Origin of the sequence: Streptomyces doebereineriae (genome assembly GCF_031845645.1) — a bacterium.
In the GTDB taxonomy this organism is placed as follows: domain Bacteria; phylum Actinomycetota; class Actinomycetes; order Streptomycetales; family Streptomycetaceae; genus Streptomyces; species Streptomyces canus.
On sequence record NZ_JAVREZ010000002.1, the window covers coordinates 657,482 to 684,041 of the forward strand.

The window sequence follows — 26,560 nt, forward strand, 5'->3', positions numbered from 1 at the left end:
CGCTCATCCTTACGGTTGAGCGGGGCGTTTGGTTCCCTTCGCGGTGTCGCCCGGGGCTCAGCCCTGGCGGGTCTCCACGACGACCTGCTCGATGACGACGTCGTTCACCGGCCGGTCGTTGGGGCGGGTGATCTTGACGCCGGCGATGGCGTCCACGACCTTCTGGCTGGCCGCGTCCGTGACCTCGCCGAAGATGGTGTGCTTGCGGTTCAGCCAGGCCGTCGGGGAGACGGTGATGAAGAACTGCGAGCCGTTGGTGCCGGGGCCCGCGTTGGCCATGGCGAGCAGGTAGGGCTTGTTGAAGCCGAGGTCCGGGTGGAACTCGTCCTCGAACTCGTAGCCCGGGCCGCCGATGCCGGTACCCAGCGGGTCGCCGCCCTGGATCATGAAGCCGCTGATGACGCGGTGGAAGATCGTGCCGTCGTAGAGCCTCTTGGTGGACTTCTCCCCGGTGCCCGGGTGCGTCCACTCGCGCTCGCCCTGGGCGAGTTCGACGAAGTTCCTGACCGTCTTCGGGGCGTGGTTCGGCAGGAGCCGGACTTCGATGTCGCCGTGGTTGGTCTTCAGGGTGGCGTAAAGCTGCTCGGCCACGATCTGCCTTCCGTTGTCTTCTTTTGCCCGACCGATCCTCGCACGGATCCGGCCGAGGAGGGTCCGGGCAGGGGCGCGGAGCAGCGATCCGTGGCATTGTCGTCGACAAGCTCCTGTTGCCACATATTCATCCGTTATTGATCCGGATGCCCGCCCACAGGTGCCGGGCTGCACTCCGGCAGGCATGATCCGTAAAAGGGTGGAAAGTCGAAATACCGTACGCCACCGAGGAGGAGGATCCCGTGACCCGCATCGACAGCGTGCGCGCCGCGACCGGCTCGGCGAAGGACAGCGTGCTGCACGCCGCGGAAGTGGTGGCGCCCTACGCCGACACGGCCAAGGACAAGGCCTCGCACTACGCGACGGAGGCACGCGTACGGCTCGCGCCGAAGGTCTCGCAGGCGGCCGAGCAGGCGCGTGTCCAGTACGGCGCTCATGTCGCGCCGCGCCTGGAGCAGGCCCGTACGCATGTTCCGCCGAAGGTCGACCAGGCGGCCCACGAGGCTGCCGTACGCACCCGCAAGGCGGCCCGTCAGGCCGCCGACTACTCCCGTCCGAGGATCGAGCAGGCCGTCGCCGCGGCCGGTCCGGTCCGTGATGAGGCCACGGCCCGGAGCGCGGCCGCACTGGCCGCTCTGCGCGGTCAGATCACGCCGAAGGAGGTCCAGAAGCTGGTCCGCAAGCATGAGCGGCGGGCCCGTGCAGGACGCCTTGCCAAGGCGCTGGCGGTCGCGGGTCTCGTGGCGGGTGGCGCCTTCGCCGCCTGGAAGTGGTGGGACAAGCAGGCCAACCCCGACTGGCTGGTCGAGCCGCCGGCCGCGACCGAGGTGCCCGAGACGGGCCGTCTGACGTCCGTGGACGGCAGCGGCCAGTCGGTCCTGGACCCGGAGGTCCAGGCGAAGGAGGCCGAGGAGGACGCCGCGAAGCACGACGAAGGGCGCTGACGCCGATACCGGCGTGTACCAGTGGTGGGGCGGAAGTTTTCCGCCCCACCGTCGTGTTCACCCGACGGTGTGACTCGACCGGTGCGGCAGGGCCCCCGTGCGCCACAGTTCGCAGGGACACGTCTCCGCACCGGATGGACCGCCGCCCTGATGAAGCCCTCGTGCCGTGGGCCGGCCGCCCTGGCCGCCGTACTGCTGCTCCTGGCTTCGGCCTGCACCGCTCGCGCCCCCGAGCCCTCGACGGCTTCCGCGTACGGCGCGTACGTCGGCTACGAGCCCGCCGACGTGGGCCGTCTCGGCGAACTCGGCGCCTGGCTCGGCGGGCCCGTGCCCCGGGTCGGGCACGTGTATCTGCCCGGCGACCGCTGGAGCAACATCGAGGGCGCGCCGGGCTTTCTGGAGTCCTGGGCGTCATGGCGGCGGGCCGACCCGCGGCGGATGCTCGTCCTCGACGTGCCGATGCTGGAACGCACCGAGGCCGATCTCCCCGACAGCACGGTCCGCACCGAGCTGCGGCGCGGGGCGGCCGGCGAGTACGACGGTCACTTCCGCACCCTGGCCCGCCGGCTGACGGCTCTCGGCGTCCCGGACACGATCGTCGTGCTCGGCTGGGAGATGAACGGCACCACCTACACCCACCGCTGCGGCCCGGACCCGGCGGCGTGGAAGGCGTACTGGACGAGGATCGTGCGCGTGATGCGCTCGGTACCCGGTCAGCGCTTCCGCTTCGAGTTCACGCCCAACCGCGGCCTCGACGCGATCCCGTGGCCGCGCTGCTATCCGGGCGACGAGGTCGTCGACATCATCGGCATGGACGCCTACGACGCCCCGCGCGGCCTGCGCTTCACCGACCAGGTGAACGAGCCGTACGGCCTGCGCGCCCATGTCCGCTTCGCCCGCGCCCACGGCAAACCGTTCTCGTACCAGGAGTGGGGTCTGTACGAGAACGGCGACAACCCGGTGTACATGTACGGCATGCTCACCTGGTTCGCCCGGGAGCGCCCCCTCTACCAGGCCATCACCGACTACTGCCCGCACGGCGTGTGGGGGTGCCGAGCCCATCCGAGGTCGTCGGCGGTCTACCGCTCGCTGATGAAGTAGGCCGGTGTGGTGTGTCCCCGCCGGCCCGCCGGGCGAACCGGCTCCCACCCCCGCACACGAGAAACCCCTCCGCCCGCGTATCCGCAGGTCGGAGGGGTTTTCTGAAGTGGAGCCTAGGGGAGTCGAACCCCTGACATCTGCCATGCAAAGACAGCGCTCTACCAACTGAGCTAAGGCCCCGGGAAGAGAAACGTCCGCCGGAAGAACCACGTACCGGTGGGCGCCGCAGACCAGAGTACCGGGTCACCCCCAGTATTCCGCAAAAGGATTGGGGGTCCCCGCGAACGACCACTCTCCGTAAGATGCTCGGCGTGGTTCGCTGTCGCGAACCACGGATTTTTGGGGAAGCGATGGGGAGACGCACATGGACGCCGCACAGCAGGAAGCGACCGCAAGAGCGCGGGAACTGCAGCGGAACTGGTATGGGGAGCCGCTGGGGGCGCTCTTCCGTAAGCTCATAGACGACCTCGGTCTCAACCAGGCTCGTCTGGCGGGGGTACTGGGGCTGTCGGCTCCGATGCTGTCTCAGCTGATGAGCGGTCAGCGGGCGAAGATCGGCAATCCCGCCGTGGTCCAGCGGGTACAGCTGCTGCAGGACCTGGCGGGGCAGGTCGCGGACGGCAGCGTGAGCGCGGCCGAGGCGACCGAGCGCATGGACGAGATCAAGAAGTCGCAGGGGGGCTCGGTGCTCAGCAACACCACGACCACGACGAGCAGTTCGGGAGCGCCGACGGTCAAGCGGGTCGTCCGCGAGATCCAGTCGCTGCTGCGCTCGGTGGCCGCCGCCGGAGACATCATCGACGCGGCGGACACCCTCGCCCCGACCCACCCGGAACTGGCAGAGTTCCTCCGGGTCTACGGCGCGGGCCGCACCTCCGACGCGGTCACGCACTACCAGTCCCACCAGAACTGAGCCGTCCGCCCGGTAGCCGAAGGGGGTTCGGCGGCCGGGCCGGGGGCTGTGCAGGCAGCACGGAGGAGCGCGGGGGGTCGCGCTTCTCACCGGGGGCTGACACACGGGGGTGTGTCAGCCGCCGAGGAGACGAGGAACACGGGGCCGTATCTCTCATCCGGGAGGCCACGAGGGGTCGTATCGCTCATCGAGGGGGAAGCAAGGGGGGTAACCGCAGGGGGAGGAGCGACGCGCAGTCATGGGTGAGGTGTTCGCCGGCCGGTACGAGCTGGCCGATCCGATCGGACGCGGAGGCGTCGGCGCCGTCTGGCGTGCCTGGGACCACCGGCGCCGCCGCTATGTGGCCGCCAAGGTCCTGCTGCAGAGCGACGCGCACTCCCTGCTGCGCTTCGTCCGCGAACAGGCCCTGCGGATCGATCACCCCCATGTCCTCGCGCCCGCCAGCTGGGCCGCCGACGACGACAAGGTCCTGTTCACGATGGACCTGGTCGCCGGCGGCTCGCTGGTCCATCTGGTCGGGGACTACGGCCCCCTGCCACCGGTCTTCGTCTGCACCCTGCTCGACCAACTCCTCGCGGGGCTGGCCGCGGTGCACGCGGAAGGCGTCGTGCACCGCGACATCAAGCCCGCCAACATCCTGCTCGAGGCCACCGGCACCGCCCGCCCGCGGCTGCGGCTGTCCGACTTCGGTATCGCCATGCGGCTGGGCGAACCGCGCCTGACCGAGACCAACCTCGTCGTGGGCACGCCCGGCTATCTCGCCCCCGAGCAGATGATGGGCGCGGAACCGGACTTCCCCGCCGACCTGTTCGCCGTCGGCCTGGTCGCGCTGTACCTCCTGGAGGGCGCCAAGCCCGACGCCAAGGCACTCATCCAGTACTTCGCCGCCCACGGCACCCCCGGAGCGCCCCAGAGCGTCCCCGAACCGCTCTGGCAGGTCGTGGCCTCGCTCCTCCAGCCGGATCCCCAGGCCCGCTTCCGCACGGCCACGGGGGCCCGCAAAGCCCTCGCAGCCGCCAGGGAACTCCTCCCGGAGCCCGGCCCGGACGACGAGTCCATCGAAATCTTCGATCAACTCGGCCCCCTGCCTCCGGGGTTCGGCCCGGAAGGCCCCCTCAAGCGAGCCCCGGGCGTGGACCCGAACAGGACGCGGAACGGAATCTCCGGGGCGGGGGGAGATCCGCGCTTCGGGACCGGTGACGGAAGCGGGGGGTCTTTTGGGGACGGAGGAAGCGCGGGGGCTTTTGCCGTCGGCGGAGGAGACGGGGCGGCTGACTGGCGTGGGGCCGGTACTGGACCGGGTGCCGGTGTCGGCTCCGGTGCTTCTGCTGGACCCAGCGCTGGCGTCGGGTCGGGAGCCGGCCCGGGCGCCGGTGTTGGGTCCGGTGCGGCCAGTGAGGCGGACGGGGCGTCTTCCTGGCCGGGCCAGGGCCCCAGCGAGACGTCTCGCCCCGGTGCGGTCAATGGGGGCGGCGGAGCGTCCTCCTGGTTCGGCGAGGGAAACGGGGTGGGCTCTGAGGTGGGCTCCGAGCCCGGAGAAGCGGACGGAGCCCCCTACCGGCCCGGCGAAGGCAATGGGCCGGCACCCTCCCAGCCCGGAGAAGCGAGCGGGACCCCGTACCGGCCCGGCGAAGGCGACGGGTGGTCCTCCCAGCCCGGAGTGCCAGGTGGGGCGCCCTCTTGGCACGGCGAAGAAAGTGGAATACCTCCCCGCCCTAGCGAGGCAAGCGACGCGGCCAACCAGCGAGGCGGGCCGAAGGGCGCTCCTTATTTGCACGGCGAGGAGAACGACGCTGTGCACCGGCCCGGTGAGACGAACAGGCCTGTTTCCCGGCCCGGTGAGGACAGCGAGTCGCACTGGCTCGGCCAAAGTAGCGCCGCACCCTGGCCCAGCGACGGCAACCAAGCGGCCCGACCCAGCGAGGGAGGCGAATCCCCCCGGCCCGGCGAAAGAAGCGCCACGCCCTGGCTCAGCGAAGGCAGCCACGCTGCCCGGCGTTCCCGGGAGGGCAGTCCCGTATCTCGGCCAGACGAAGGAAGCACGCCGCCCTGGCCCGGTGAGGCGAACCCGACGTCCTGGCCCCGGGAATCGAACCCGGCGCCATGGCCCGAACGAGCCAACCCGCCCTCCTGGGCCGGCGAGGCGGGCCCTCCGCCCTCCCCAGGCACCGACGCCCCAGCCGCTCACCCCAACGCCGGCACGGGTGGCACCGACAACACGCCCTTCCCGAGCCCCGCCCCCGGAACGGGCTCCGAAACGCCCTGGCCCGTGCACCACACAGCACCCGCCCCCACCCGGCCACCCTCGGTGTCGGACACCGGCAGCTTCCATCTGCCACCACCCCGGCCCGCGGACTCCCGCTCCCAGTCCTCCACCCCACCGGAGCACCAGGTACAGCCGCATCACCACCACCCACAGGCCCAGGGACAGCCATACCGGCCTGCCCCGACCCACTCCGCCTACATCTCCCCCCACGACCCCACACCCCCGACTCATGTCCTGCCCTCCCCCCAACCCCACGCCCCACGGTTCCCCACGCAGGCCCCGACACCATTCCCGCACCAGCCCCACGCTGATACCTCTACTGCTTCGTACACCGCTCAGAGCCCGCAGGTTCCACCCCCCGCCCCGTCACTTTCGCGAGCACGCCGCAGCGGCCCACCCGCAAAGGTGGCGATCCCCCTCCTGCTCCTGGCCCTGGCCTGCTACGCCGTGGGGTTCTGGGCACTCACCCAGATCTGAGGACCCGGCACCTCGGACAGACCGCAATCCCAAGCGCCCGCGCCGCGGAGAGCCCCGCGGCCCTGAAGCACCGGCAGTCCTGCACCACCCTCAGGGGTGACTCAGCCGTAGCCCCCGACGCAGCCTCAGTCCTGACGCACCCGCGCCCCGAAATCTCACGCAGGCATCGACCGGCGGCAGGGCAGCCACACGCAGTCCCGAAGGGCCCTGTGATCCCCTGCCCCGGTATTCCCAAGGCCCCCAGCACCCCACGAGCCCTGCATCCCCAGGCCCACAGCCCGCAGGCCTCACATGCCCCCAGGCCGCAGCCCGCATCCCGCAGCACAAGCCAAACGCAGGCGGGCCCCACGGCCCCACCCCGCCCCCTACACCCCGGCAGCCCTCCGCCGCCCCACCACAACCCACACCCCGAGCACCACCAACACCACGGTCCCCGCCCCGAGGCCCCCGACGGCCACCAGCTTCATTCCGGCATCACCGCCGCCCCCACCGCCGTCGCTCGAGTCCGCCTGGCCCGCCGCCCCAGAGCCCCGCCCGAGTAGCCCCACCTGGAAGATTCCCGACGGCTCGGACTGTCCCGCGTAGCCGGGCCCGACCGTCGCCTCCCCCGTCACCCGCACACGCAGCACCAGTCCGAACGGCCCGTCGCCGACTTCCTCGCCCACCCGCGCGGCGAGATGCACGACGAGGTAGTAGGCCCCGGCGAACCGCATCCCGTTCACCCGGTCGGAAACGGCGTACCGGTTGTCGTACCCGACCGGCGGCAGGGCAGCAAGAGCACCCGCCTTCTGGCTGCCGTTGTAACTGATGCTTGTGGCGTCGACGAGTCCGCGCACGGGGTTGTACAGCGCCAGATTCACGCCCCCCGGCACGAAACCCCCACCCGCCCCGCCGCCGCTCGAACTGCTCAGATCGGCAGTGGCGTACACCTGCTGTCCCCAGTCGACCGGCACTTCGTAGAACAGCGTCTGCCCGGGCCTTACGTCGTCGCGCCAGACCCCCTGCTCCAGCGCGGTCGCCGAGCCGAATCCCCCGCCGCCCCGCACCCGCACGGCAGCACCGGAGGGAGGCGAGGGTGTGGCCGAGTCCCAGGCCTCGGGCGCGCTGGTCGAGCCGGCCTTCCGCAACCGCGGTTCCAGCACGGGCGCGAGCTCCAGGTCCCAGTCGCCCGGCGAGGACTCGGTGCGCAGCACCCGCTGGACGACGACGTAGTACGTACCGGCGCCCTGGCACAGCGACCGGCTCGGCGAGAGCTGACGAGCGCCCCACACGGTGAGGGGACGCGGGCTGCGGCCGGCGCCGATGCTGGCGGTGTCCGCCGCGGAGCAGGAACGGCCGTCGGCGTCCTGCACGGACACCCTGACGCCTTCGGTGGGGGTGACCGCCACGTCCGTCGGGGGTACGGCCGTCGCGGCGACGTACACGGTCGACGTGCCGTCGAGTTGGAGGCGGTAGTAGACCTTGCCGTCACTCGGCAGCGAACTCCGGTACGTCGTGCCGGGTTCAAGGATGTCGGCGTCGGCGGTGTCCGCCGCCCCGGTGACCGACAGGGCGTCTTCGGCGAAGGCGTACGAGGAGGTCGTAGCAGAGGAAGAACGAGAGGCGGAGGCAGAAGGAGAAGCGAGGGTGGACGGAGAGGCGGGAGGAGACGTGGAGGGCGAGGCGGAAGCGGCGAAGCCAGGAGACCCCGGCGCACCTGCCACCGTCCCCAGCACGATCCCCACGACGGCCACCCGCCACCACGCCGTACGCCGCCCCATCCCGCGCCACCCCTCCGTGCCCGCGCCCCGAGCTCCCACGAACGTCATCGATGCGACACGACCACCTGTGCGGCCGGCCGTGGCCCATCCTGCCCCGCGGGGCCGCCACCCACCCTCGCAATCCGTACGACCGTCCGAAACCCCCGGCCGCCGGTCCCGGGCAACACAAAACCCCGACCGCAACAACGGCCGGGGTCTGTTCAGAATCGGATCTCGGTACTCACGAACCCGTGGGCACGGAGTCAGTCGCCTCCGTCCACAGATCCTGCTCGGCGCGATCCGCCTGGATCTGGCGGTACACGAGGAGCCCGCCGATGGCGGCCAGTGCGACCAGGAGAAGCTTCTTCACCGCGCGACCTCGTCTTTCCTTGACGTAGGGGACCTCTGGCGCCCGACTATACACACCGACCGATACCGATCGGTGACCTGTGTCCGGGGCCTCAACTCCCGTCGCGAGCGGCCCAGTAGAAGCGGAACAGGGACCTCCGATCAGAGGGTGATCACACCTCCACGAACGGTCACTTAAGACCGTATCGCCCAGGTTCTCCTATTTTTCTCCTTCTATGCACCCATTCGTGTGCTGTTCATCTGAAGATCGACGCGCCACGACCTCGGGTCCGTGCTTTCGCGACGCCCATACACATCATGAGGAAAGTACGCAAATCGACCGACCCGAAAGTGAGGGACCATGGCCCGGAACAAGGTCATGAAGCTGTGGACCGTCGTCGTCACCGCCTTCCTCGCGCTGTTCACGGCGCTCGGACTCATCACGACGACCGCCGCCGCTGCCGTACCGCAGACCCAGCCGGCCCGCAACAGCGCCGTCGCACACCCGGAGCCCCTGGCGATGTCCCACGGCCTCTGGTCCTACGTCAGATCGCTGCCCCCCACGATGAAGCAGCGCATCCGGGCCGAGGCCCACGGCAAGACCCCCAGCTGCCGCCCCCGCTCCCTCGCCGACACCGACACGGCCGCCGCCGCCGCGGAAGCCGACACAGCCCAACCCGCTGCAGCAGACTGTGCCTGATGCCACTGCGGCACCCGAGAAACGCCTAAACGCATTGAATACCCATTGAATACGTATCAAAGACGCATCGAAGAAGCGCCGAAGAAGTGACGACGTCGCGCGCAGCACCGCACGGAAACACCCGCCCGTACGCCGATGGGCTCCGGAGGCTCACTGACGCCGTTGGCCCAGAACACAGAACTCGTTGCCTTCAGGGTCCGCCATGACGACCCACGACTGGTCACCCTGACCGATGTCGACACGCTTGGCACCATGAGCTTCAAGGCGAGCCACCTCGGCGGCCTGGTCATCGGGCCTGAAGTCGAGATGCAGCCGACTTTTGACTTTCTTGCTCTCTGCGATCCTGACGAAGTCCAGCCCTGGCAGGCGATCCGGCTCCGGGCGAATCTCGAACTCCTCATCGGAGTCGTGAACCACCACCCAGCCAAGAGCCTCGGCCCACCACTGCCCCAGGGCCACCGGATCCACCGAGTGAACGATTACCTGTTCCCATTCCAAGGTCATCTGCCGAGTCTAGGCACACGGGACGCGGCCCCCGAGACTGATGTCCGTCGCACATGACAAAACCCCCAACCAAGATCGGCTGGGGGCCTTCGTGCTGGTGGGGCCAACAGGATTTGAACCTGTGGTCTCATCCTTGTCAGGTCGATCACAGGGGCTTGTCGACGTCGACCAACGGTCCTGTTTGTTGGTGTCAGCCGCTGGTGTCAGACGCCGCATGCGGTCTTGGCAGCGGAGTCGCCTTTACTCCTCGACGCAAAGGACCACGTCGGCAGCACGCGCGTATCCCTTCGGGTCATCGACAGCCACCCGCACCCACCAATGTTGCGGTCCCCCGAGGTACTTGACGAATCGACTCTCTCCCAACACGTCACCGATCACGAAGCGTCGGTCTGCCAAGTAGAGCGACCCGTCGAAGACCGTGGTCAATGATGGATCGGCGGCGACACCCTGACCGTCGTCCCGGAACAGTCGCACCTTGATCAGAACTGTCTGTGCTTGTACACGGACAATGACATGAGTGTCTGAGGATGCAGCGGGAGCGCCCCGCAACTCCAGGTCATCGCGAATCCAGTCCGGGGATCCCAAAGCCATGATCGGGTTGTTGACGTACAAGTCGACTCCGGCTATCTGCACGGGTGCGCCTTCCTGTCAGCCTTGGGATCGCCAACGTACTCGCGTACAACCGGCACTACCTGTCCCCAGCTCCCAGCGCACGCCACTACGAACCCGCAGTCGCGAACGGCGCCCCGTCCATCCCGGTGCCGAAGGGGCGCACTACACCGTGAGCCTTCGGCTCTCCCTGGACCCCGCTGACTGCGCCTGGGAGGCACAGGTCGGCTGGACGGCGGCTTCTACGTCGGGAGGGAGACATTCGCCTGGCGGCCGACGAGCGGTGTCCGCTCCACGCCACCTGGCGCGGCCCTGGCGGTTGGTGTCAACCATGGGTGTCAAAAAAGACCCCCGGCCCTGTGGGCCGGGGGTCTTTTCGCTGGTGGGGCTAACAGGATTTGAACCTGTGGCCTCATCCTTATCAGGGATGCGCTCTAACCAACTGAGCTATAGCCCCGCCGCGCTCTGCGGAGTGTGTCCCGCGCGCTGACTCCTGAAGATTAGCGCACGACGTGGGCAGTCCCAAAATCGGTTCCCCGAGGACCGCCTCCGCATGTTTGAGGCAGCGTTACTCGTCCTCCGCCAGCGTCAGCTCGACGCCGCCGACGAAGCCCGCGGAGAGGTTGTAGATGAACGCGCCGAGGGTCGCGAGAGCCGTCGCGAGGACGACGTCGATGACCGCGATGATCGACGTGAACATCAGGACGTTCGGCAGGGAGAGGAACGCCTGGAGGTCGAAGCCGTTCGACTCGTTCGAGCCGGTCGCCTCGGAGATCGTCCCGCCGACCGTCGAGAAGACGCCCATCGCGTCCATGACCATCCACAGCACGGCGGCCGCGACGATCGTGCAGATGCCCAGCGCGATGGAGAGCAGGAAGCTGACCTTCATGACGGACCACGGGTCGGCCTTGGCCACCCGCAGACGTGCCTTGCGGGTACGGGGCGTGGTGCGCGCGCCGGTGCGCGGGCGTCGTACGGCACCGGCCGGGGTGGCCTGCGTCGGGTAGGCCTGCGGTGGGTGGTACGGGCCGGCCTGCTGCTGCGGCCGGCGTTCCCCCGGCAGCGGAGAGGGCGAAGGCTGGGGCTGCACCGCGGGCTGCGGCTGAGCCGCCGCCTTCGGCGGTGCGGCGGGCGCCGTCGGCTGGGCCGGCGGCTGGGTGTCCGTCACAGGTCCCCCCTGGGATCCATGAGTCTCGGGCGAGCGCGAGTCCGTCGCGGGCGGCTTGATCGCCTTGAGTTGAGTCGTGTGCGTATCTGTTGGGTGCGTTTCTGCCGCACGCGCGGCAGAGCCACGGCCGCCGCCGTCCGCCTCCGAGCCGGGGGAAGACCCCGTAGAGGTTCCGGTCGATCCGGCGCCCGTGGCTCCGCTCACGATGACTCACTCCTCGTGCTACTCGGCCGAGGGTGCCTCACCCTCGTCCGTGCCGATGGTCGCGGCGGCACCCTCGACGGTCTCGTCGTCGGGCACATCGCCGTCGACCTCCTCCGCCTCACGTCCCGCCTCGGCGTTACGTGCGATGCCGACCACGGCATCGCGCTTGCCCAGGTTGATCAGTTGGACGCCCATGGTGTCACGGCCCGTCTCCCTGACCCCGCTGACTCGCGTACGAATCACACCGCCGGACAGCGTGATGGCGAGGATCTCGTCGGTCTCCTCGACCACCAGCGCTCCGACGAGCGATCCACGGTCCTCCACGATCTTGGCGGCCTTGATACCGAGGCCGCCGCGACCCTGGACGCGGTACTCGTCGACGGGGGTCCGCTTCGCGTACCCGCCGTCCGTAGCAGTGAACACGAACGTACCGGGTCGAACAACATTCATCGAGAGCAGCTCGTCTCCCTCACGGAAGCTCATGCCCTTGACACCCGAGGTGGCACGGCCCATGGGACGCAGGGTGTCGTCCGAGGCGGTGAACCTGATCGACTGCGCCTTCTTGCTGATCAGAAGCAGATCGCTGTCGGCCGAGACGAGTTCGGCACCGATCAGTTCGTCGTCCGAACCGTCCTCGCGCTCACGCAGATTGATGGCGATGACGCCACCGGAACGCGGAGAGTCGTAATCCTTCAGTGACGTCTTCTTGACCAGACCCGCCTTCGTGGCGAGCACCAGATACGGCGCCGCGTCGTAGTCGCGGATCGCGAGGATCTCGGCGATCGCCTCGTCCGGCTGGAAGGCCAGCAGGTTGGCGACATGCTGTCCACGCGCGTCACGGCCGGCATCCGGCAGTTCGTACGCCTTGGCCCGGTAGACGCGGCCCTTGTTGGTGAAGAACAGCAGCCAGTGGTGCGTCGTGGAGACGAAGAAGTGGTCGACGATGTCGTCTTCCTTGAGCTTCGTGCCGCGTACACCCTTGCCGCCGCGCTTCTGGGCGCGGTAGTCGACGGTCTTGGTGCGCTTGACGTAACCACCGCGCGACACCGTGACGACGATGTCCTCCTCGGCGATGAGGTCCTCGATGGACATGTCGCCGTCGTAGGGCACCAGCATGGTCTTGCGGTCGTCGCCGTACTTGTCGACGATCGCGGTGAGCTCGGCGCTGACGATGCCGCGCTGGCGGACCGGCGAGGCCAGGATCTCGGTGTACTCGGCGATCTTCGCCTGGAGTTCGTCGTGCTCCTGGATGATCTTCTGGCGCTCCAGGGCGGCGAGGCGGCGCAGCTGCATCTCGAGGATGGCGTTGGCCTGGATCTCGTCGATCTCCAGGAGCTCCATCAGGCCCGTGCGCGCGATGTCGACGGTGTCGCTGCGCCGGATCAGCGCGATGACCTCGTCGATGGCGTCCAGGGCCTTGAGGAGGCCGCGCAGGATGTGCGCCCGCTCCTCGGCCTTGCGCAGCCGGAACTTCGTACGGCGGACGATGACCTCGATCTGGTGCGCCACCCAGTGCCGGATGAACGCGTCGAGCGAGAGCGTGCGGGGGACGCCGTCGACGAGCGCCAGCATGTTGGCGCCGAAGTTCGACTGCAGGTCCGTGTGCTTGTACAGGTTGTTCAGCACGACCTTGGCGACCGCGTCACGCTTCAGAACGATCACGAGCCGCTGGCCCGTCCGCGACGACGTCTCGTCCCGGACGTCCGCGATGCCGCCGACCTTGCCGTCCTTCACCAGGTCGGCGATCTTCTGCGCGAGGTTGTCGGGGTTGGTCTGGTACGGCAGTTCCGTGACCACCAGGCACTGGCGGTTCTGGATCTCCTCGACCTCGACGACGGCGCGCATGGTGATCGAGCCGCGACCGGTGCGGTACGCCTCCTCGATGCCCTTGCGACCCACGACCAGCGCGCCGGTCGGGAAGTCGGGGCCCTTGATGCGCTCGATGAGGGCGTCCAGGAGCTCCTCGTGCGAGGCCTCCGGGTTCTCCAGGTACCACTGGGCGCCGGACGCGACCTCACGGAGGTTGTGCGGCGGGATGTTGGTCGCCATGCCCACCGCGATGCCCGCCGAGCCGTTGATCAGCAGGTTCGGGAAGCGGGCCGGCAGGACGGTCGGCTCCTGGGAGCGGCCGTCGTAGTTGTCCGTGAAGTCGACGGTCTCCTCGTCGATGTCACGGACCATCTCCATGGACAGCGGCGCGAGCTTGCACTCGGTGTAGCGCATCGCCGCCGCCGGGTCGTTGCCCGGGGAGCCGAAGTTGCCGTTGGAGTCCACCAGCGGCATCCGCATCGACCACGGCTGGGCGAGGCGCACCAGGGCGTCGTAGATCGAGGAGTCGCCGTGGGGGTGGTAGTTGCCCATGACGTCGCCGACCACGCGCGCGCACTTGTAGAAGCCGCGCTCGGGGCGGTAGCCGCCGTCGTACATGGCGTACAGGACGCGGCGGTGGACGGGCTTGAGACCGTCCCGGACGTCCGGCAGCGCACGGGACACGATGACGGACATCGCGTAGTCCAGATACGAACGCTGCATCTCCGTCTCGAGCCCGACGGGCTCGACACGCTGGGCGATGACGCCGCCCTCTTCAGAGGTGACGGGCGTGTTCTCGTCGGCCATTGCGGGTGAAGATCCTTCCTGGTGCGGTCAGCTGAGACCGACTCAGATGTCGAGGAAGCGGACGTCCTTGGCGTTGCGCTGGATGAACTGGCGGCGGGCCTCCACGTCCTCGCCCATCAGCACGGAGAACAGGTCGTCCGCCTGGGCGGCGTCGTCGAGGGTGACCTGGCCGAGGACGCGGTGCTCCTGGTCCATGGTGGTCACTCGCAGCTCCTCGGCGTTCATCTCGCCGAGACCCTTGAAGCGCTGGATGGAGTCCTCGCGGATGCGCTTGCCGCGCTGCCGGCCCATCTCGATCAGTGCGTCGCGCTCGCGGTCCGAGTAGGCGTACTCGACGTCGTCCCGGCCCCACTTGATCTTGTACAGAGGGGGACGGGAGAGGTACACGTGCCCGGCCTCGACCAGCGGCCGCATGAAGCGGAACAGGAAGGTCAGCAGCAGCGTGGAGATGTGCTGGCCGTCGACGTCGGCGTCCGCCATCAGGATGATCTTGTGATAGCGCAGCTTCTCGATGTCGAAGTCCTCGTGGACCCCGGTGCCGAAGGCCGAGATCAGCGCCTGGATCTCCTGGTTCTGCAGGATCTTGTCGATCCGCGCCTTCTCGACGTTCAGGATCTTGCCGCGGATCGGGAGGATCGCCTGGTACTCGGGGTTGCGGCCGGACTTGGCCGAACCGCCGGCGGAGTCACCCTCGACGATGAAGATCTCGCACTTGGTGGGGTCGTTCGACTGGCAGTCGGAAAGCTTGCCCGGCAGGGACGCGGTCTCCAGGAGGCCCTTGCGGCGCGTCAGGTCACGGGCCTTGCGGGCCGCCACGCGCGCGGTGGCCGCCTGGATGCCCTTGCGGATGATGTCCGCGGCCTCGACGGGGTTGCGGTCCAGCCAGTCGGTGAGGTGCTCGTAGACGACCTTCTGGACGAAGGTCTTCACCTCGGTGTTGCCCAGCTTGGTCTTGGTCTGGCCCTCGAACTGCGGCTCGCTCAGCTTCACCGAGATGATCGCGGTCAGACCCTCGCGGATGTCGTCACCCGTGAGGTTGTCGTCCTTCTCACGCAGCAGCTTCTTGTCGCGCGCGTACTTGTTGACGAGGTTCGTCAGCGCCGCGCGGAAGCCTTCCTCGTGCGTGCCGCCCTCGTGCGTGTGGATGATGTTCGCGAAGGAGTAGACGCCCTCGGTGTAGCTGCTGTTCCACTGCATCGCGACCTCGAGGGACAGGAGCTTGTCCTTGTCCTCGGCCTCCAGGTCGATCACGGTGGGGTGCACCACGTCTCCCTTGCGGGAGTTGAGGTACTTCACGAAGTCGACGATGCCGCCCTCGTAGTGGTACTCGACGACCTTGACTTCGTCCTTCTCGTCGGCGCCCGCCTCGTCCGCCCCGGCGGTGGCCTTCGCCGACTCGCGCTCGTCGGTGAGTTTGATCCTCAAACCCTTGTTGAGGAACGCCATCTCCTGGAAGCGGCGGGAGAGCGTCTCGAAGGAGTACTCGGTGGTCTCGAAGATGTCGCTGTCGGCCCAGAAGGTGACCGACGTGCCGTGCTCGTCCGTCGCCTCGTGCTTGGCCAGCGGAGCCGTCGGGACGCCCAGCTTGTAGTCCTGCGTCCAGCGGTAGCCGTCGGTCTTGACCTCGACGGCGACCTTGCTGGACAGGGCGTTCACCACGGAGACACCCACGCCGTGCAGACCGCCGGAGACCGCGTAGCCGCCGCCGCCGAACTTGCCGCCCGCGTGCAGCACCGTCAGCACGACCTCGACGGCCGGCTTGCCCTCGGAGGGGACGATGCCCACCGGGATGCCTCGGCCGTTGTCGACGACGCGCACGCCGCCGTCGGCCAGGATCGTCACGTCGATGGTGTCCGCGTGGCCGGCCAGCGCCTCGTCCACGGAGTTGTCGACGACCTCCTGCACCAGGTGGTGCAGGCCGCGCTCGCCGGTCGAGCCGATGTACATACCGGGTCGCTTGCGGACCGCGTCCAGACCCTCGAGGACGGTGATGGCACTGGCGTCGTACGAGGCGGTTACCTCGCCGTTCGACGAGGTCGCCTCGGCGTCGGTGGACGGGATGTTCTCGTTGGGGTTGCCGGAATCGGCCACGAAGCGCCCTTTCTGGCACAGCACGAGCCAGGCTCGTCGGCGGGTTGCCGGAGCGGCTGCGGCATGTTGCGTTGGTAAGCCTTGATCAGCGTTGCTCAGCGTTTCCCGGGCGGTCCCCACGTTTGGGGCGGGATTGGCTTCCAGTCTACCGGTAGCGCCGACAGTGATGGGGGTTTGCCGGTACCTGAGTCCTCATGTGCCGCCCTCAACCGGCGTCTTCCGGGTCCCCATATACGGAGCGGGGCTCCAAGAGGCTCACGGAGGCACTCAGCGCTTCGAGCTGTCAACCCATGGCTACTTGGGAGTCAGGTCGGAATTCGCCACCGCGTACAGGGCTACGACAAAGGCGTCGCCGATGCCTCGATGGCACCGCCGACGCCCTTGATGTGATGTCTGTCACCCGTAGGTATCGCCGGGCCCCGTGCTGCCCGGGGCGCGCAACGGGCCGTAGCGACGAGCGGGACCGCTGGGGCCGTTCACCTTGATCAACTTCACGGCGCCGTGCCCGAGATCCTCGTTCAGACGGGCCACCAGCTGCGGCGCGAGCAGCCGCAGGTTCGTCGCCCACGCGGTCGAGTCGCAGCGCACCACCAGGACCCGCTCGTCCTCGTCGTACTTCTCCGGCTCGCAGTGCTTGGCCAGGTCCTCGCCCACGATCTCCGGCCAGCGCCCCATCACCCCGCCCACCGCGGCGGGCGTCTCCCAACCGCGCTCGGTGATCAGGCGATTGATGGCGGCCCCGAACGCCATGGGATCGCGTCCGTCGGCGCGCGCGCCGGAGCGCAGCCCGCCACCGCGCCGGGCCTGGCGCTTCTGCTGCGCCGCGTCCCCACGCGCGCGTGCCTGTTCCTTCGCGGCCCTGAGCGCCACGCGCGCGAGGTCGACGCCGGAGGGCTCGGCGGGCTTGGGGGGCTCAGCGGGGGGTTGTTCGTCGGTCATACGCGCTCCACCGTCCCCTCGGACACGGTGTACCGCGTCCCCGTCAGCACGTGCGGCACGTCGTCGTCGACCGCCGCCGTCACCAGGACCTGCTCACCGGGCGCGACGAGTTCGGCCAGGCGCTCACGGCGACGGGTGTCCAGCTCGGCGAACACGTCGTCGAGGATCAGCACCGGTTCGTTGCCCTCGGCCCTGAGCAGGTCGTACGACGCGAGGCGCAGCGACAGTGCGTACGACCAGGACTCGCCGTGCGAGGCGTATCCCTTGGCGGGCAGCTGACCGAGTTTGAGAAGCAGATCGTCCCGATGCGGTCCTACGAGGGTCACGCCCCGCTCGATCTCCTGCTTGCGCGCCTCCGCGAGCGCGGCCATCAACTGCTCGTAGAGGTCCTCACGCGTGTGTGCCTCGCCCGGCGCGGACGGCTTGTACTCCAGGGCGACCGGGCCGCCGCCGGGTGCCAGTTGCTCGTACGCCTTGTCGGTCAGCGGCTGGAGCGCGGCGATCAGGTCGAGCCGCTGGGCTAGCAACTCGGCGCCCACGCGCGCGAGATGCTGATCCCACACGTCGAGGGTGGACAGGTCCATCGAGCGACCGCCGTGCCGCCTCGCGAGCGCGGCCGACTTCAGCAGGGTGTTGCGCTGCTTGAGCACGCGCTCGTAGTCCGAGCGAACGCCGGCCATGCGCGGGGAGCGGGCGGTGATCAGCTCGTCCAGGAAGCGGCGCCGCTCACCCGGGTCGCCCTTCACCAGCGCGAGATCCTCCGGCGCGAACAGCACGGTCCGCACGATCCCGAGCACATCACGCGGCCTGACCTGTGAGGACCTGTTGATCCGGGCACGGTTCGCCTTGCCGGGATTGAGCTCCAGCTCGACCAGCTGCTGCCGCTCACCCTGTCTGACCTGCGCCCGGACAATCGCGCGGTCGGCGCCCATACGGACCAGGGGGGCGTCGGAGGCGACCCGGTGGCTGCCGAGGGTGGCGAGGTAGCCGATCGCCTCGACCAGGTTCGTCTTGCCCTGCCCGTTGGGGCCCACGAACGCGGTGACGCCCGGGTCGAGCGGAACTTCGACCCGGGCGTACGAGCGGAAGTCGGCCAGCGACAGATGCGTGACGTGCATGGTCGGTCGCCGACCTCCCCCAGGTTGTGGACTGCGGCTTGTGGATTGCTCCGCAGCCCTGTGGATTACTTCGTCTCGACCGCGTGGCCGCCGAACTGGTTGCGCAGCGCCGCGATCATCTTCATCTGCGGCGCGTCGTCCTGGCGGGACGCGAACCGCGCGAACAGCGACGCGGTGATCGCCGGCAGCGGCACCGCGTGGTCTATGGCGGCCTCCACCGTCCACCGGCCCTCGCCGGAGTCCTGTGCGAAACCGCGCAGCTTGTCCAGGTGCTCGTCCTCGTCGAGGGCGTTGACCGCGAGGTCGAGGAGCCAGGAACGGATGACCGTACCTTCCTGCCAGGAGCGGAAGACCTCCCGGACGTCGGTCACGGAGTCGACCTTCTCCAGGAGCTCCCAGCCCTCGGCGTAGGCCTGCATCATCGCGTACTCGATGCCGTTGTGGACCATCTTCGCGAAGTGGCCGGCACCGACCTTTCCGGCGTGCACCGCACCGGCCTCGCCCTTGGGCTTGAGGGCGTCGAAGACCGGCTGCGCCTTGGCGACGTTCTCCGCGTCGCCGCCGTACATCAGCGCGTAGCCGTTCTCCAGGCCCCACACGCCACCGGAGACGCCGCAGTCGACGAAGCCGATGCCCTTGGCCGCCAGCTCCTCGGCGTGCTTCTCGTCGTCCGTCCAGCGGGAGTTCCCGCCGTCCACCACGACGTCACCGGGCTCCAGGAGCTCGGCCAGCTCGTCGATGGTCGCCTGGGTCGGCGCACCGGCCGGGACCATAACCCACACGACCCGCGGGCCCTGCAGCGCGTCCACAAGCTCCTTCAGGCTGTGGACATCGGCGAGGTCCGGGTTGCGGTCGTATCCGATCACGGTGTGGCCTGCGCGGCGGATCCGCTCGCGCATGTTGCCGCCCATCTTGCCGAGGCCGATGAGACCGAGCTCCATCAGTGGTTCCTTAGGTTGCTGTGGCGTGAGAGCACTTTCGTACCCACGTACGAGCCTAAACCCGGACGCTCACGCACACCTGTGGGCATACGCGCTCAAACGTATGCCCTCACCTGGGGCTTTGACTCAGCCGCTCAGCCGCACCAGCATGCTGCGATCTTGTGGGGGACGACCCCCACACCCCCAGCAGCCGTCCAGCCCAGGCCGGCCGGCATGCTCAGCCGCTCAGCCGCACCGGCATGATCAGGTACTTGTAGGCCTCGTCCGCCTCGGCGTCCAGGGCCGGCTTGCCGCTCAGCAGCGCGGGCTTGGTGGACGTCGTGAAGGACAGCTGGGCCACCGGGGAGTCGATGGCGCTCAGGCCGTCCAGCAGGAAGGTCGGGTTGAAGGCGATCGAGACGTCGTCGCCCTCCAGCTGGGCGTCAACCCTTTCCACAGCCTGTGCGTCGTCGCTGGAACCGGCCTCCAGGATCAGCACGCCCTGCTCGAAGCTCAGCCGCACCGGGGTGTTGCGCTCGGCGACCAGGGCCACACGCTTGACGGCCTCCACGAAGGGGGCGGTCTCGATCACGGCGACGGAATTGAACTCCGTCGGGAACAGCGAGCGGTACTTCGGCAGGTCGCCTTCGAGCAGACGCGTGGTCGTACGGCGGCCCGCGCCCTCGAAGCCGATCAGGCCCTCGCCCGCGCCCGAACCGGACAGCGCCAGGATGACGCTGTCGCCGCTCGTGAGCGCCTTGGCGGTGTCCAGGAGCGTCTTGGCGGGCACCAGGGCGACCGCGGACGCCTCGGGGTTCTCCGGCTTCCACAGGAACTCACGGACGGCGAAGCGGTAGCGGTCGGTGGACGCCAGCGTGACGGTGTCGCCCTCGATCTCGATGCGTACACCGGTCAGAACGGGGAGCGTGTCGTCACGCCCCGCGGCGATGGCCACCTGGGCGGCGGCGGAGGCGAAGACCTCACCGGGGACGGTGCCCGTGGCGCTCGGCATCTGCGGCAGCGCCGGGTACTCCTCCACAGGCAGGGTGTGGAGTGTGAATCGCGAGGAGCCGCAGACCACCGTGGCCCGTACACCGTCTGTGGAAATCTCCACCGGACGGTTGGGGAGGGCGCGGCAGATGTCGGCGAGCAGGCGGCCGGAGACCAGCACCGTGCCCTCTTCCTCGACCTCGGCCTCCACGGACACCCGCGCGGAGACCTCGTAGTCGAAGCTGGACAGGCTCAGCTGGCCTTCCTCGGCCTTCAGGAGAAGGCCGGCGAGGACAGGCGCCGGCGGACGGGCCGGGAGGCTGCGCGCCGCCCAGGCCACTGCCTCCGCGAGTACGTCGCGTTCCACCCGGATCTTCACTGTTGCCGCCTCCTGCTGTTGCCGGCGCTGCTCGGCCTGCCTGGCTTCGTCGTCTGTCTCGGTGTCGTCGGCCCCTGTGGCGGGAAGGACACCGGGGAACAGTCTGACGCACCCCACTGACAGTAGGTGCCTCTCGGGGTCAAGTCGTGACGAGGGGCAGTCGGGAGCCGGACAGCGAGTTGTGCACAGGCCCCACTTCGAAACGGATTCCCAGCTCTCTCTAGTTGGGAGTAGTAGTAGGGGCTGTGGATACCGTGGATAACCCCGTTTTCCCAGCTCAGAGGGGAAATTTTGTCCACTGGCCCTGTGGGCGGAGGCGGTGGACAACCGGGCGTATCTGTGGAGAACAGAAAGTTCTGCACACTCCGTGCACAGCCTGAGGCGAGTTCTCCCCAGCGCCGTCCCCAGCTTTACCCACCTTTCCCACAGGCCAACCCGGCACCTTCGTGTGACGCCTTTCACTCGACCCGGTGATCAGGCGCGTCGCGTTGCCGAACAGTGGACAGGCATGTGGAGAACCCGGTGATCGCTGGGGACAACCGGCCCCGGTCTGTGGGTTGCCGGTGGACAACTCGGTGCACAGCCTGTGGATCTTCTCGCTGTCCACAGTCTGTGGAGATCGTTCGTCCACGAATCCACAACCACCTGACCTGGCCTGATGGTCTTTGAACAGGGAGCCTGTGGACCGTGATCTGGACAACTTCGCAGTCCCCAGGATGTGGACGGGAAAAAGTCGCCGGATCTGTGGAGAGAGGCCGTAACCCGGCGGGGAATCGAACAGCCGGCTACGGCGGCATGAAGAAGGGCGCCTCCGGGATCTCGTCCCCAGGGCGCCCTTCAGCGTCGAAACCGACGTAACTCTGCCTCTGTCAGCCGTTCTTGATGCGGTTCGTCAGCTCGGTGACCTGGTTGTAGATGGAGCGCCGCTCGGCCATCAGATTGCGGATCTTGCGGTCGGCGTGCATGACCGTGGTGTGGTCGCGGCCGCCGAACAGCGCGCCGATCTTCGGCAGCGACAGATCCGTCAGCTCGCGGCACAGGTACATGGCGATCTGGCGGGCCGTGACGAGCGCCCTCCCGCGCGAGGTGCCGCACAGGTCCTCGACGGTCAGGCCGAAGTAGTCCGCCGTGGCGCTCATGATGGCCGTGGAGGTGATCTCCGGGGCCGAGTCCTCGCCGCCGGGGATCAGGTCCTTGAGGACGATCTCGGTCAGGCCCAGATCGACCGGCTGCCGGTTGAGCGACGCGAACGCCGTCACCCGGATCAGCGCGCCCTCCAGCTCGCGGATGTTGCGCGAGATCCGGGAGGCGATGAACTCCAGGACCTCCGGCGGCGCGTTGAGCTGCTCCTGCACCGCCTTCTTGCGCAGGATCGCGATCCGTGTCTCCAGCTCGGGCGGTTGGACGTCGGTGATCAGACCCCACTCGAAACGGTTCCGCAGCCGGTCCTCCAGCGTCACCAGCTGCTTGGGCGGCCGGTCGCTGGACAGGACGATCTGCTTGTTGGCGTTGTGGAGCGTGTTGAAGGTGTGGAAGAACTCCTCCTGCGTCGACTCCTTGTCCGCGAGGAACTGGATGTCGTCGACGAGCAGGATGTCCATCTCGCGGTAGCGCTTGCGGAAGCTGTCGCCCTTGCCGTCGCGGATGGAGTTGATGAACTCGTTGGTGAACTCCTCCGAGCTCACGTACCGCACGCGCGTGCCGGGATACAGGCTGCGCGCGTAGTGCCCGATCGCGTGCAGCAGGTGGGTCTTGCCGAGTCCCGACTCCCCGTAGATGAAGAGGGGGTTGTAGGCCTTGGCCGGCGCCTCGGCGACCGCCACCGCGGCCGCGTGGGCGAAGCGGTTGGAGGCGCCGATGACGAAGGTGTCGAAGAGGTACTTCGGGTTCAGCCGCGCGGTGGGCTCACCGGGGCCGGTCGCCGGCGCGGGCTGCGCGGCGAGCGGACCGGGAGCACCGGTGGTGGGCAGGCTGGAGCCGACCGGGCCGCCGCGATGCACATGTCCGGAGCCGGACGGGGGATCGGGCAGGTCCCGGCGGACGTCGCGCTGGTCGTAGTCGGACCGGGGCTGGTCGTAGTCGGGCCGCGGCTTGTCGTAGTCCGGCCGCTGGTCGTAGTCGCGGCGCGGACTGTCGTAGGACGGGCGCTCCATCGCCTGCGGGCGGTAGTCCTGCGACGGGGGGCCGTACGACTCCTGCGGATACGGCTCCTGCGACGGCGACGCGTACGGGTCGCGCTCGGGGAAGCCGAGCCGCTGCTGCTGCCAGCTGTACTCGTCCTGTGTCGGCCGCGGCCAGGCGCCGGGTTCGGGGCGCTGGTACTCCGAGGGGTAGGTGGGGCGGGCGGTCGGGAGCTGGTCCGGGCGGGGGGCGTGGTCGCCCTGGGGCCCGGGGCGCTGCTCGCCGCGGTTCGGACGGGAGTCGTCGGCGCGGTGACGGCCGTAGCCCTCGTACTGGTTGTCGTACTGGCCGGAGGGGAGTTCCGGCTCCTCATAGCGCGATTGGGGCCGGGGGGCCGGAGGCGCGGGCGGTGCCGGGGGTTCGCCCGCGGAGTCGTCGACCGTGATCGCGATACGGATCGGGCGACCGCACTCACGGCTCAGCGTCTCGCTGACGGCAGGGGCCAGCCGGCCCTCCAGTACGCCTTTCGCAAATTCGTTCGGTACGGCGAGCAGGGCGGTGTCGGCGACCAGCGCGAGCGGCTGGCAGCGCCGGATCCAGTGCTCGTCCTTCGCCTCCACGCCCTGGACGCGGCCCTCGCCGAGAAGTTGCTCGAGTACGCGTGGCCACACTGCGGCAAGATCGGCAGGTACGTCAGCCACAGGGCACGCTCTCTCACGGGTCCCACGAACGTGTGGTTGTGGGACGAGTCGGGATTCAAATGGGGTGGAGCCGAAACAGAGGGGTCAACGGAACGAATCGGAGTTCAGCCACGGTAGTCAGGGCGACGGGTGCGGTTCAAGTTGTTGTCCCCAGCCTGTGGATAGTGTCTCCCGGTGACCACTGGTTTGACCGGATGGCGCAGCCGCGCGTACCGTAACCAGGTCGAGTTGTCGATGGCTGCTGCCGCCTGCCTCCGATGGGCACAGATCGCCTCGGGTGATCGGGAAGCGGTGCACTCGGGCGTTACTGCGAGCTACTCGTGGGCGCACGGTGACAGCCAGGACGGCACCCGCAACCACCGATTTATTTCTGGAGCCCCCGAGTGAGCAAGCGCACCTTCCAGCCGAACAACCGTCGTCGCGCGAAGACCCACGGCTTCCGCCTGCGGATGCGTACCCGTGCCGGCCGCGCGATTCTTGCGAACCGCCGCAGCAAGGGTCGCGCCAGCCTGTCCGCCTGATCCCGGTCAGGTCATGCCGTCGTGCTGCCCACCGAGAACCGGCTGAGGCGGCGCGAGGACTTCGCGACCGCAGTACGACGAGGGCGCCGGGCCGGACGCCCGTCCCTCGTCGTCCATTTTCGTAGCGGTGCCACGGACCCGCACGCGCCTGGGGAGAGCGCTCCCCCGACGCGTGCGGGTTTCGTCGTGAGCAAGGCCGTGGGCGGCGCCGTCGTGCGCAACAAGGTGAAGCGCAGACTGCGTCATCTGATGCGCGACAGGGTCGCTCTGTTTCCCCCCGGTAGCCTGGTAGTCGTACGAGCGCTGCCCGAGGCGGGCGACGCCGATCACGAACAGCTGGCCCGAGACCTGGATGCCGCCGTTCAGCGGCTGCTGGGAGGGGGCGCACGATGAAGTACCCGCTGCTGGCGCTGATCAAGCTGTACCAGTGGACCATCAGTCCGCTGCTGGGGCCGGTGTGCAAGTACTACCCGTCGTGCTCCCACTACGGCTTCCAGGCCATCGACCGGCACGGTGCGATCAAGGGAACGGCACTCACCGCCTGGCGCATCCTGCGGTGCAATCCGTGGTCGCTGGGCGGTGTGGACCATGTCCCGCCGCGCAAGCGTCCGCGGTGGCACGAAATGCTGCGTAACGCCTGGCGTGCACGTAGGGGCGGGCCCTCCGCCGCCTCGGCCACCGAGGGACAGACTCCTTCGAGCCCGGCCGCAGAGACTCCGTCCCATGCCCAAGGAGCATGATTAGTGGACACGATTGCCAGTCTTTTCAGCTTCATCACGACACCCGTCTCCTGGGTCATCGTCCAGTTCCACACGGTGTACGGCAAGATCTTCGGCCCTGACACCGGGTGGGCCTGGGGCCTGTCGATCGTGTCCCTCGTGATCCTGATCCGTATCTGCCTGATCCCGCTCTTCGTGAAGCAGATCAAGTCGACGCGGGCCATGCAGACGCTCCAGCCCGAGATGAAGAAGATCCAGGAGCGCTACAAGAACGACAAACAGCGTCAGTCCGAAGAGATGATGAAGCTGTACAAGGAGACGGGCACCAACCCGCTCTCCTCGTGCCTTCCCATCCTGGCGCAGTCCCCGTTCTTCTTCGCCCTGTATCACGTGCTCAACGGCATCGCGACCGGCTCGACGATCGGCGTCATCAACGATTCGCTGCTGGCCAGCGCCCGTAAGGCGCACATTTTCGGTGCCCCGCTGGCCGCGAAGTTCACGGACGGCTCGAGCAAGGTCGAGGCACTCGGCGCCTCGCTGACCGACGTCCGGGTCGTCACCGCGGTCATGATCGTCCTGATGTCGGCGTCGCAGTTCTACACGCAGCGTCAGCTGATGACGAAGAACGTCGACACCACGGTCAAGACGCCGTTCATGCAGCAGCAGAAGATGCTGATGTACGTCTTCCCGGTCATGTTCGCCGTCTTCGGCATCAACTTCCCGGTCGGTGTCCTCGTCTACTGGCTGACCACCAACGTGTGGACCATGGGCCAGCAGATGTACGTCATCCGCAACAACCCGACGCCGGGTTCCAAGGCTCAGGCGGCCTACCTGGAGCGTCTCACCAAGCACGTCACGAGCCACGGCAAGGCCCGCAAGCGCAGCGAGCGCACCATCATCAAGGCGATCGTCGCCAAGGGCCGCGACCGCAACGAGTTCGAGCGCAAGTTCATCAACGGTCTGAACAAGGCGGGCCTGGCGGCCCAGGCCGACGGCTCCGTGGTCCAGAGCGAGTCCCAGGCCGCGGTCCAGACCGAGGACGGCACGTCGACCAGCGCAGCCGCCCCCAAGCGCCAGCAGCCCAAGCGGCAGAGCAAATCCCAGCGGCAGTCGGGCAGCGCGGCGGTCTCGGGTGGCAAGGCGGCCGGTGACGCCCCGTCGTCGGAGCCGACCTCGCTGAGCAAGTCCGATGAGCCCGAGGACGCCAAGCCCGCCGAACCCGCCAAGAAGCAGCCCGGCGGCGGTACCCGCAGCAAGGCCCAGTCCGGACAGCGCAAGGGTCCGCAGCGGCCCAAGTCCCCGTCCAAGAAGTAAGAAGGAGTCCATCCCGTGACGGAAGGCACCACCTCCGCCGCTGCCGAGGGTGCAGACACCCTGACTCGCCTGGAGCAGGAGGGCGAGATCGCGGCGGACTACCTCGAGGGTCTGCTCGACATCGCCGACCTCGACGGCGACATCGACATGGACGTCGAGGCCGACCGCGCCGCTGTCTCGATCATCAGCGACGCGAGCGGCCGCGACCTGCAGAAGCTGGTAGGCCGGGACGGCGAGGTGCTGGAAGCCCTGCAGGAGCTCACCCGCCTGGCCGTGCACCGGGAGACCGGGGACCGCAGCCGGCTGATGCTGGACATCGGCGGTTACCGGGCCAAGAAGCGCGCCGAGCTCTCCGAGCTGGGCGCCAAGGCCGCCGCCGAGGTCAAGAGCACCGGCGAGTCCGTGAAGCTCAATCCGATGACGCCGTTCGAGCGCAAGGTCGTGCACGACGCGGTCAAGGCCGCCGGCCTGCGCAGCGAGTCCGAGGGCGAGGAGCCGCAGCGCTTCGTCGTCGTGCTTCCCGCCTGATCGGTCCGTACGTTCCTCCGGCCCCGTCTGTCTGTAGAG

At 68.6% G+C, this 26,560-nt stretch carries 22 protein-coding genes, 2 tRNA genes and 1 pseudogene; 10 read left to right on the forward strand and 15 right to left on the reverse strand.

The genetic code is table 11. The features are described from left to right. Positions 1 to 57: 57 nt before the first annotated feature. On the reverse strand, positions 58 to 591 hold the full coding sequence (locus RNB18_RS08550) for a peptidylprolyl isomerase (RefSeq protein ID WP_311713521.1): 534 nt from the start codon (positions 589 to 591) through the stop codon (positions 58 to 60). Positions 592 to 833: 242 nt separating this feature from the next. On the opposite strand from RNB18_RS08550, the gene RNB18_RS08555 reads away from it, so the two are divergent. Both RNB18_RS08555 and RNB18_RS08560 read left to right on the forward strand, forming a co-directional pair. After that, the gene (locus RNB18_RS08555) at positions 834 to 1,535 is read left to right on the forward strand and encodes a DUF5324 family protein (RefSeq protein ID WP_311713522.1); all 702 of its coding nucleotides are present in this window, start codon (positions 834 to 836) and stop codon (positions 1,533 to 1,535) included. Between the two features lie 150 nt (positions 1,536 to 1,685). Further along, a complete protein-coding gene (locus tag RNB18_RS08560) occupies positions 1,686 to 2,636 on the forward strand; it encodes a glycoside hydrolase family 26 protein (protein ID WP_311713523.1) in 951 nt (316 codons plus the stop codon). 107 nt (positions 2,637 to 2,743) lie between these two features. Here RNB18_RS08560 and RNB18_RS08565 read toward each other — a convergent pair. Next, positions 2,744 to 2,816 (reverse strand) — tRNA-Ala (locus RNB18_RS08565). A 184-nt stretch (positions 2,817 to 3,000) separates the two neighbouring features. On the opposite strand from RNB18_RS08565, the gene RNB18_RS08570 reads away from it, so the two are divergent. Both RNB18_RS08570 and RNB18_RS08575 read left to right on the forward strand, forming a co-directional pair. Next, the gene (locus tag RNB18_RS08570; protein ID WP_031036313.1) at positions 3,001 to 3,549 is read left to right on the forward strand and encodes a helix-turn-helix domain-containing protein; all 549 of its coding nucleotides are present in this window, start codon (positions 3,001 to 3,003) and stop codon (positions 3,547 to 3,549) included. A 238-nt stretch (positions 3,550 to 3,787) separates the two neighbouring features. Then, positions 3,788 to 4,688, forward strand: a pseudogene (locus tag RNB18_RS08575) (serine/threonine-protein kinase); the annotation flags it as partial. Between the two features lie 1,969 nt (positions 4,689 to 6,657). On the opposite strand, the gene RNB18_RS08580 reads toward RNB18_RS08575, so the two are convergent. Both RNB18_RS08580 and RNB18_RS08585 read right to left on the reverse strand, forming a co-directional pair. After that, a complete protein-coding gene (locus tag RNB18_RS08580) occupies positions 6,658 to 8,052 on the reverse strand; it encodes a hypothetical protein (RefSeq protein ID WP_394817603.1) in 1,395 nt (464 codons plus the stop codon). Positions 8,053 to 8,272: 220 nt separating this feature from the next. Further along, complete coding sequence (locus RNB18_RS08585) at positions 8,273 to 8,401, reverse strand: DLW-39 family protein (RefSeq protein ID WP_003999697.1); 129 nt, start codon at positions 8,399 to 8,401, stop codon at positions 8,273 to 8,275. A 339-nt stretch (positions 8,402 to 8,740) separates the two neighbouring features. Here RNB18_RS08585 and RNB18_RS08590 point away from each other — a divergent pair, with 339 nt between their 5' ends. Next, positions 8,741 to 9,079 (forward strand): DUF6344 domain-containing protein, encoded by a 339-nt coding sequence (locus RNB18_RS08590; protein ID WP_311713525.1) that lies wholly within the window; start codon positions 8,741 to 8,743, stop codon positions 9,077 to 9,079. 150 nt (positions 9,080 to 9,229) lie between these two features. On the opposite strand, the gene RNB18_RS08595 is transcribed toward RNB18_RS08590, so the two are convergent. The 11 genes from RNB18_RS08595 to dnaA form a co-directional block, all read right to left on the reverse strand. Continuing rightward, positions 9,230 to 9,583 (reverse strand): VOC family protein, encoded by a 354-nt coding sequence (locus RNB18_RS08595; protein ID WP_311713526.1) that lies wholly within the window; start codon positions 9,581 to 9,583, stop codon positions 9,230 to 9,232. Positions 9,584 to 9,823: 240 nt separating this feature from the next. Beyond that, a complete protein-coding gene (locus RNB18_RS08600) occupies positions 9,824 to 10,195 on the reverse strand; it encodes a hypothetical protein (RefSeq protein WP_311713527.1) in 372 nt (123 codons plus the stop codon). A gap of 377 nt (positions 10,196 to 10,572) precedes the next feature. Continuing rightward, positions 10,573 to 10,649, reverse strand: a tRNA-Ile gene (locus RNB18_RS08605). 111 nt (positions 10,650 to 10,760) lie between these two features. After that, positions 10,761 to 11,564, reverse strand: coding sequence for a DUF3566 domain-containing protein (locus RNB18_RS08610; RefSeq protein ID WP_311713528.1), 804 nt, complete (start codon positions 11,562 to 11,564; stop codon positions 10,761 to 10,763). 18 nt (positions 11,565 to 11,582) lie between these two features. Then, complete coding sequence (gene gyrA, locus RNB18_RS08615; RefSeq protein ID WP_311713529.1) at positions 11,583 to 14,180, reverse strand: DNA gyrase subunit A; 2,598 nt, start codon at positions 14,178 to 14,180, stop codon at positions 11,583 to 11,585. 42 nt (positions 14,181 to 14,222) lie between these two features. Then, positions 14,223 to 16,295, reverse strand: coding sequence for a DNA topoisomerase (ATP-hydrolyzing) subunit B (gyrB, locus tag RNB18_RS08620; protein WP_311713530.1), 2,073 nt, complete (start codon positions 16,293 to 16,295; stop codon positions 14,223 to 14,225). A 372-nt stretch (positions 16,296 to 16,667) separates the two neighbouring features. Beyond that, complete coding sequence (locus tag RNB18_RS08625; protein ID WP_311713531.1) at positions 16,668 to 17,210, reverse strand: DUF721 domain-containing protein; 543 nt, start codon at positions 17,208 to 17,210, stop codon at positions 16,668 to 16,670. Beyond that, positions 17,207 to 18,328: a DNA replication/repair protein RecF gene (recF, locus tag RNB18_RS08630; protein ID WP_311713532.1), complete on the reverse strand. Its 1,122-nt coding sequence runs from the start codon at positions 18,326 to 18,328 to the stop codon at positions 17,207 to 17,209. Before recF ends, RNB18_RS08625 begins: the two co-directional genes overlap by 4 nt. A gap of 65 nt (positions 18,329 to 18,393) precedes the next feature. After that, on the reverse strand, positions 18,394 to 19,269 hold the full coding sequence (gnd, locus tag RNB18_RS08635) for a phosphogluconate dehydrogenase (NAD(+)-dependent, decarboxylating) (protein ID WP_311713533.1): 876 nt from the start codon (positions 19,267 to 19,269) through the stop codon (positions 18,394 to 18,396). A gap of 217 nt (positions 19,270 to 19,486) precedes the next feature. Continuing rightward, positions 19,487 to 20,617, reverse strand: a complete 1,131-nt coding sequence (gene dnaN, locus RNB18_RS08640) for a DNA polymerase III subunit beta (RefSeq protein ID WP_020119489.1) — start codon at positions 20,615 to 20,617, stop codon at positions 19,487 to 19,489. 869 nt (positions 20,618 to 21,486) lie between these two features. After that, the gene (gene dnaA / locus RNB18_RS08645; RefSeq protein ID WP_311713534.1) at positions 21,487 to 23,439 is read right to left on the reverse strand and encodes a chromosomal replication initiator protein DnaA; all 1,953 of its coding nucleotides are present in this window, start codon (positions 23,437 to 23,439) and stop codon (positions 21,487 to 21,489) included. Between the two features lie 383 nt (positions 23,440 to 23,822). On the opposite strand from dnaA, the gene rpmH reads away from it, so the two are divergent. The 5 genes from rpmH to RNB18_RS08670 are packed head-to-tail and all read left to right on the forward strand — an operon-like array spanning position 23,823 to position 26,521. Continuing rightward, positions 23,823 to 23,960 carry a 50S ribosomal protein L34 gene (gene rpmH, locus RNB18_RS08650; RefSeq protein ID WP_005482975.1) on the forward strand — a complete coding sequence of 46 codons (138 nt, stop codon included), beginning with the start codon at positions 23,823 to 23,825 and terminating at the stop codon, positions 23,958 to 23,960. A 21-nt stretch (positions 23,961 to 23,981) separates the two neighbouring features. Then, the gene (rnpA, locus tag RNB18_RS08655) at positions 23,982 to 24,353 is read left to right on the forward strand and encodes a ribonuclease P protein component (RefSeq protein ID WP_059208182.1); all 372 of its coding nucleotides are present in this window, start codon (positions 23,982 to 23,984) and stop codon (positions 24,351 to 24,353) included. Then, positions 24,350 to 24,700, forward strand: coding sequence for a membrane protein insertion efficiency factor YidD (gene yidD, locus RNB18_RS08660; RefSeq protein ID WP_057609092.1), 351 nt, complete (start codon positions 24,350 to 24,352; stop codon positions 24,698 to 24,700). Before rnpA ends, yidD begins: the two co-directional genes overlap by 4 nt. A gap of 3 nt (positions 24,701 to 24,703) precedes the next feature. Next, the gene (gene yidC, locus RNB18_RS08665; protein WP_311713535.1) at positions 24,704 to 25,993 is read left to right on the forward strand and encodes a membrane protein insertase YidC; all 1,290 of its coding nucleotides are present in this window, start codon (positions 24,704 to 24,706) and stop codon (positions 25,991 to 25,993) included. A 15-nt stretch (positions 25,994 to 26,008) separates the two neighbouring features. Further along, on the forward strand, positions 26,009 to 26,521 hold the full coding sequence (locus RNB18_RS08670) for a Jag family protein (protein ID WP_311713536.1): 513 nt from the start codon (positions 26,009 to 26,011) through the stop codon (positions 26,519 to 26,521). Positions 26,522 to 26,560: the final 39 nt, after the last annotated feature.

Excerpts from the sequence above, each read along its gene's own strand:
- recF (WP_311713532.1), bottom strand. The coding sequence starts at position 18,328 with ATGCACGTCACGCATCTGTCGCTGGCCGACTTCCGCTCGTACGCCCGG.
- yidD (WP_057609092.1), top strand. The coding sequence starts at position 24,350 with ATGAAGTACCCGCTGCTGGCGCTGATCAAGCTGTACCAGTGGACCATC.
- RNB18_RS08560 (WP_311713523.1), top strand. The coding sequence starts at position 1,686 with ATGAAGCCCTCGTGCCGTGGGCCGGCCGCCCTGGCCGCCGTACTGCTG.
- RNB18_RS08570 (WP_031036313.1), top strand. The coding sequence starts at position 3,001 with ATGGACGCCGCACAGCAGGAAGCGACCGCAAGAGCGCGGGAACTGCAG.
- RNB18_RS08590 (WP_311713525.1), top strand. The coding sequence starts at position 8,741 with ATGGCCCGGAACAAGGTCATGAAGCTGTGGACCGTCGTCGTCACCGCC.
- gnd (WP_311713533.1), bottom strand. The coding sequence starts at position 19,269 with ATGGAGCTCGGTCTCATCGGCCTCGGCAAGATGGGCGGCAACATGCGC.
- RNB18_RS08625 (WP_311713531.1), bottom strand. The coding sequence starts at position 17,210 with ATGACCGACGAACAACCCCCCGCTGAGCCCCCCAAGCCCGCCGAGCCC.
- RNB18_RS08595 (WP_311713526.1), bottom strand. The coding sequence starts at position 9,583 with ATGACCTTGGAATGGGAACAGGTAATCGTTCACTCGGTGGATCCGGTG.
- gyrA (WP_311713529.1), bottom strand. The coding sequence starts at position 14,180 with ATGGCCGACGAGAACACGCCCGTCACCTCTGAAGAGGGCGGCGTCATC.
- RNB18_RS08580 (WP_394817603.1), bottom strand. The coding sequence starts at position 8,052 with ATGGGGCGGCGTACGGCGTGGTGGCGGGTGGCCGTCGTGGGGATCGTG.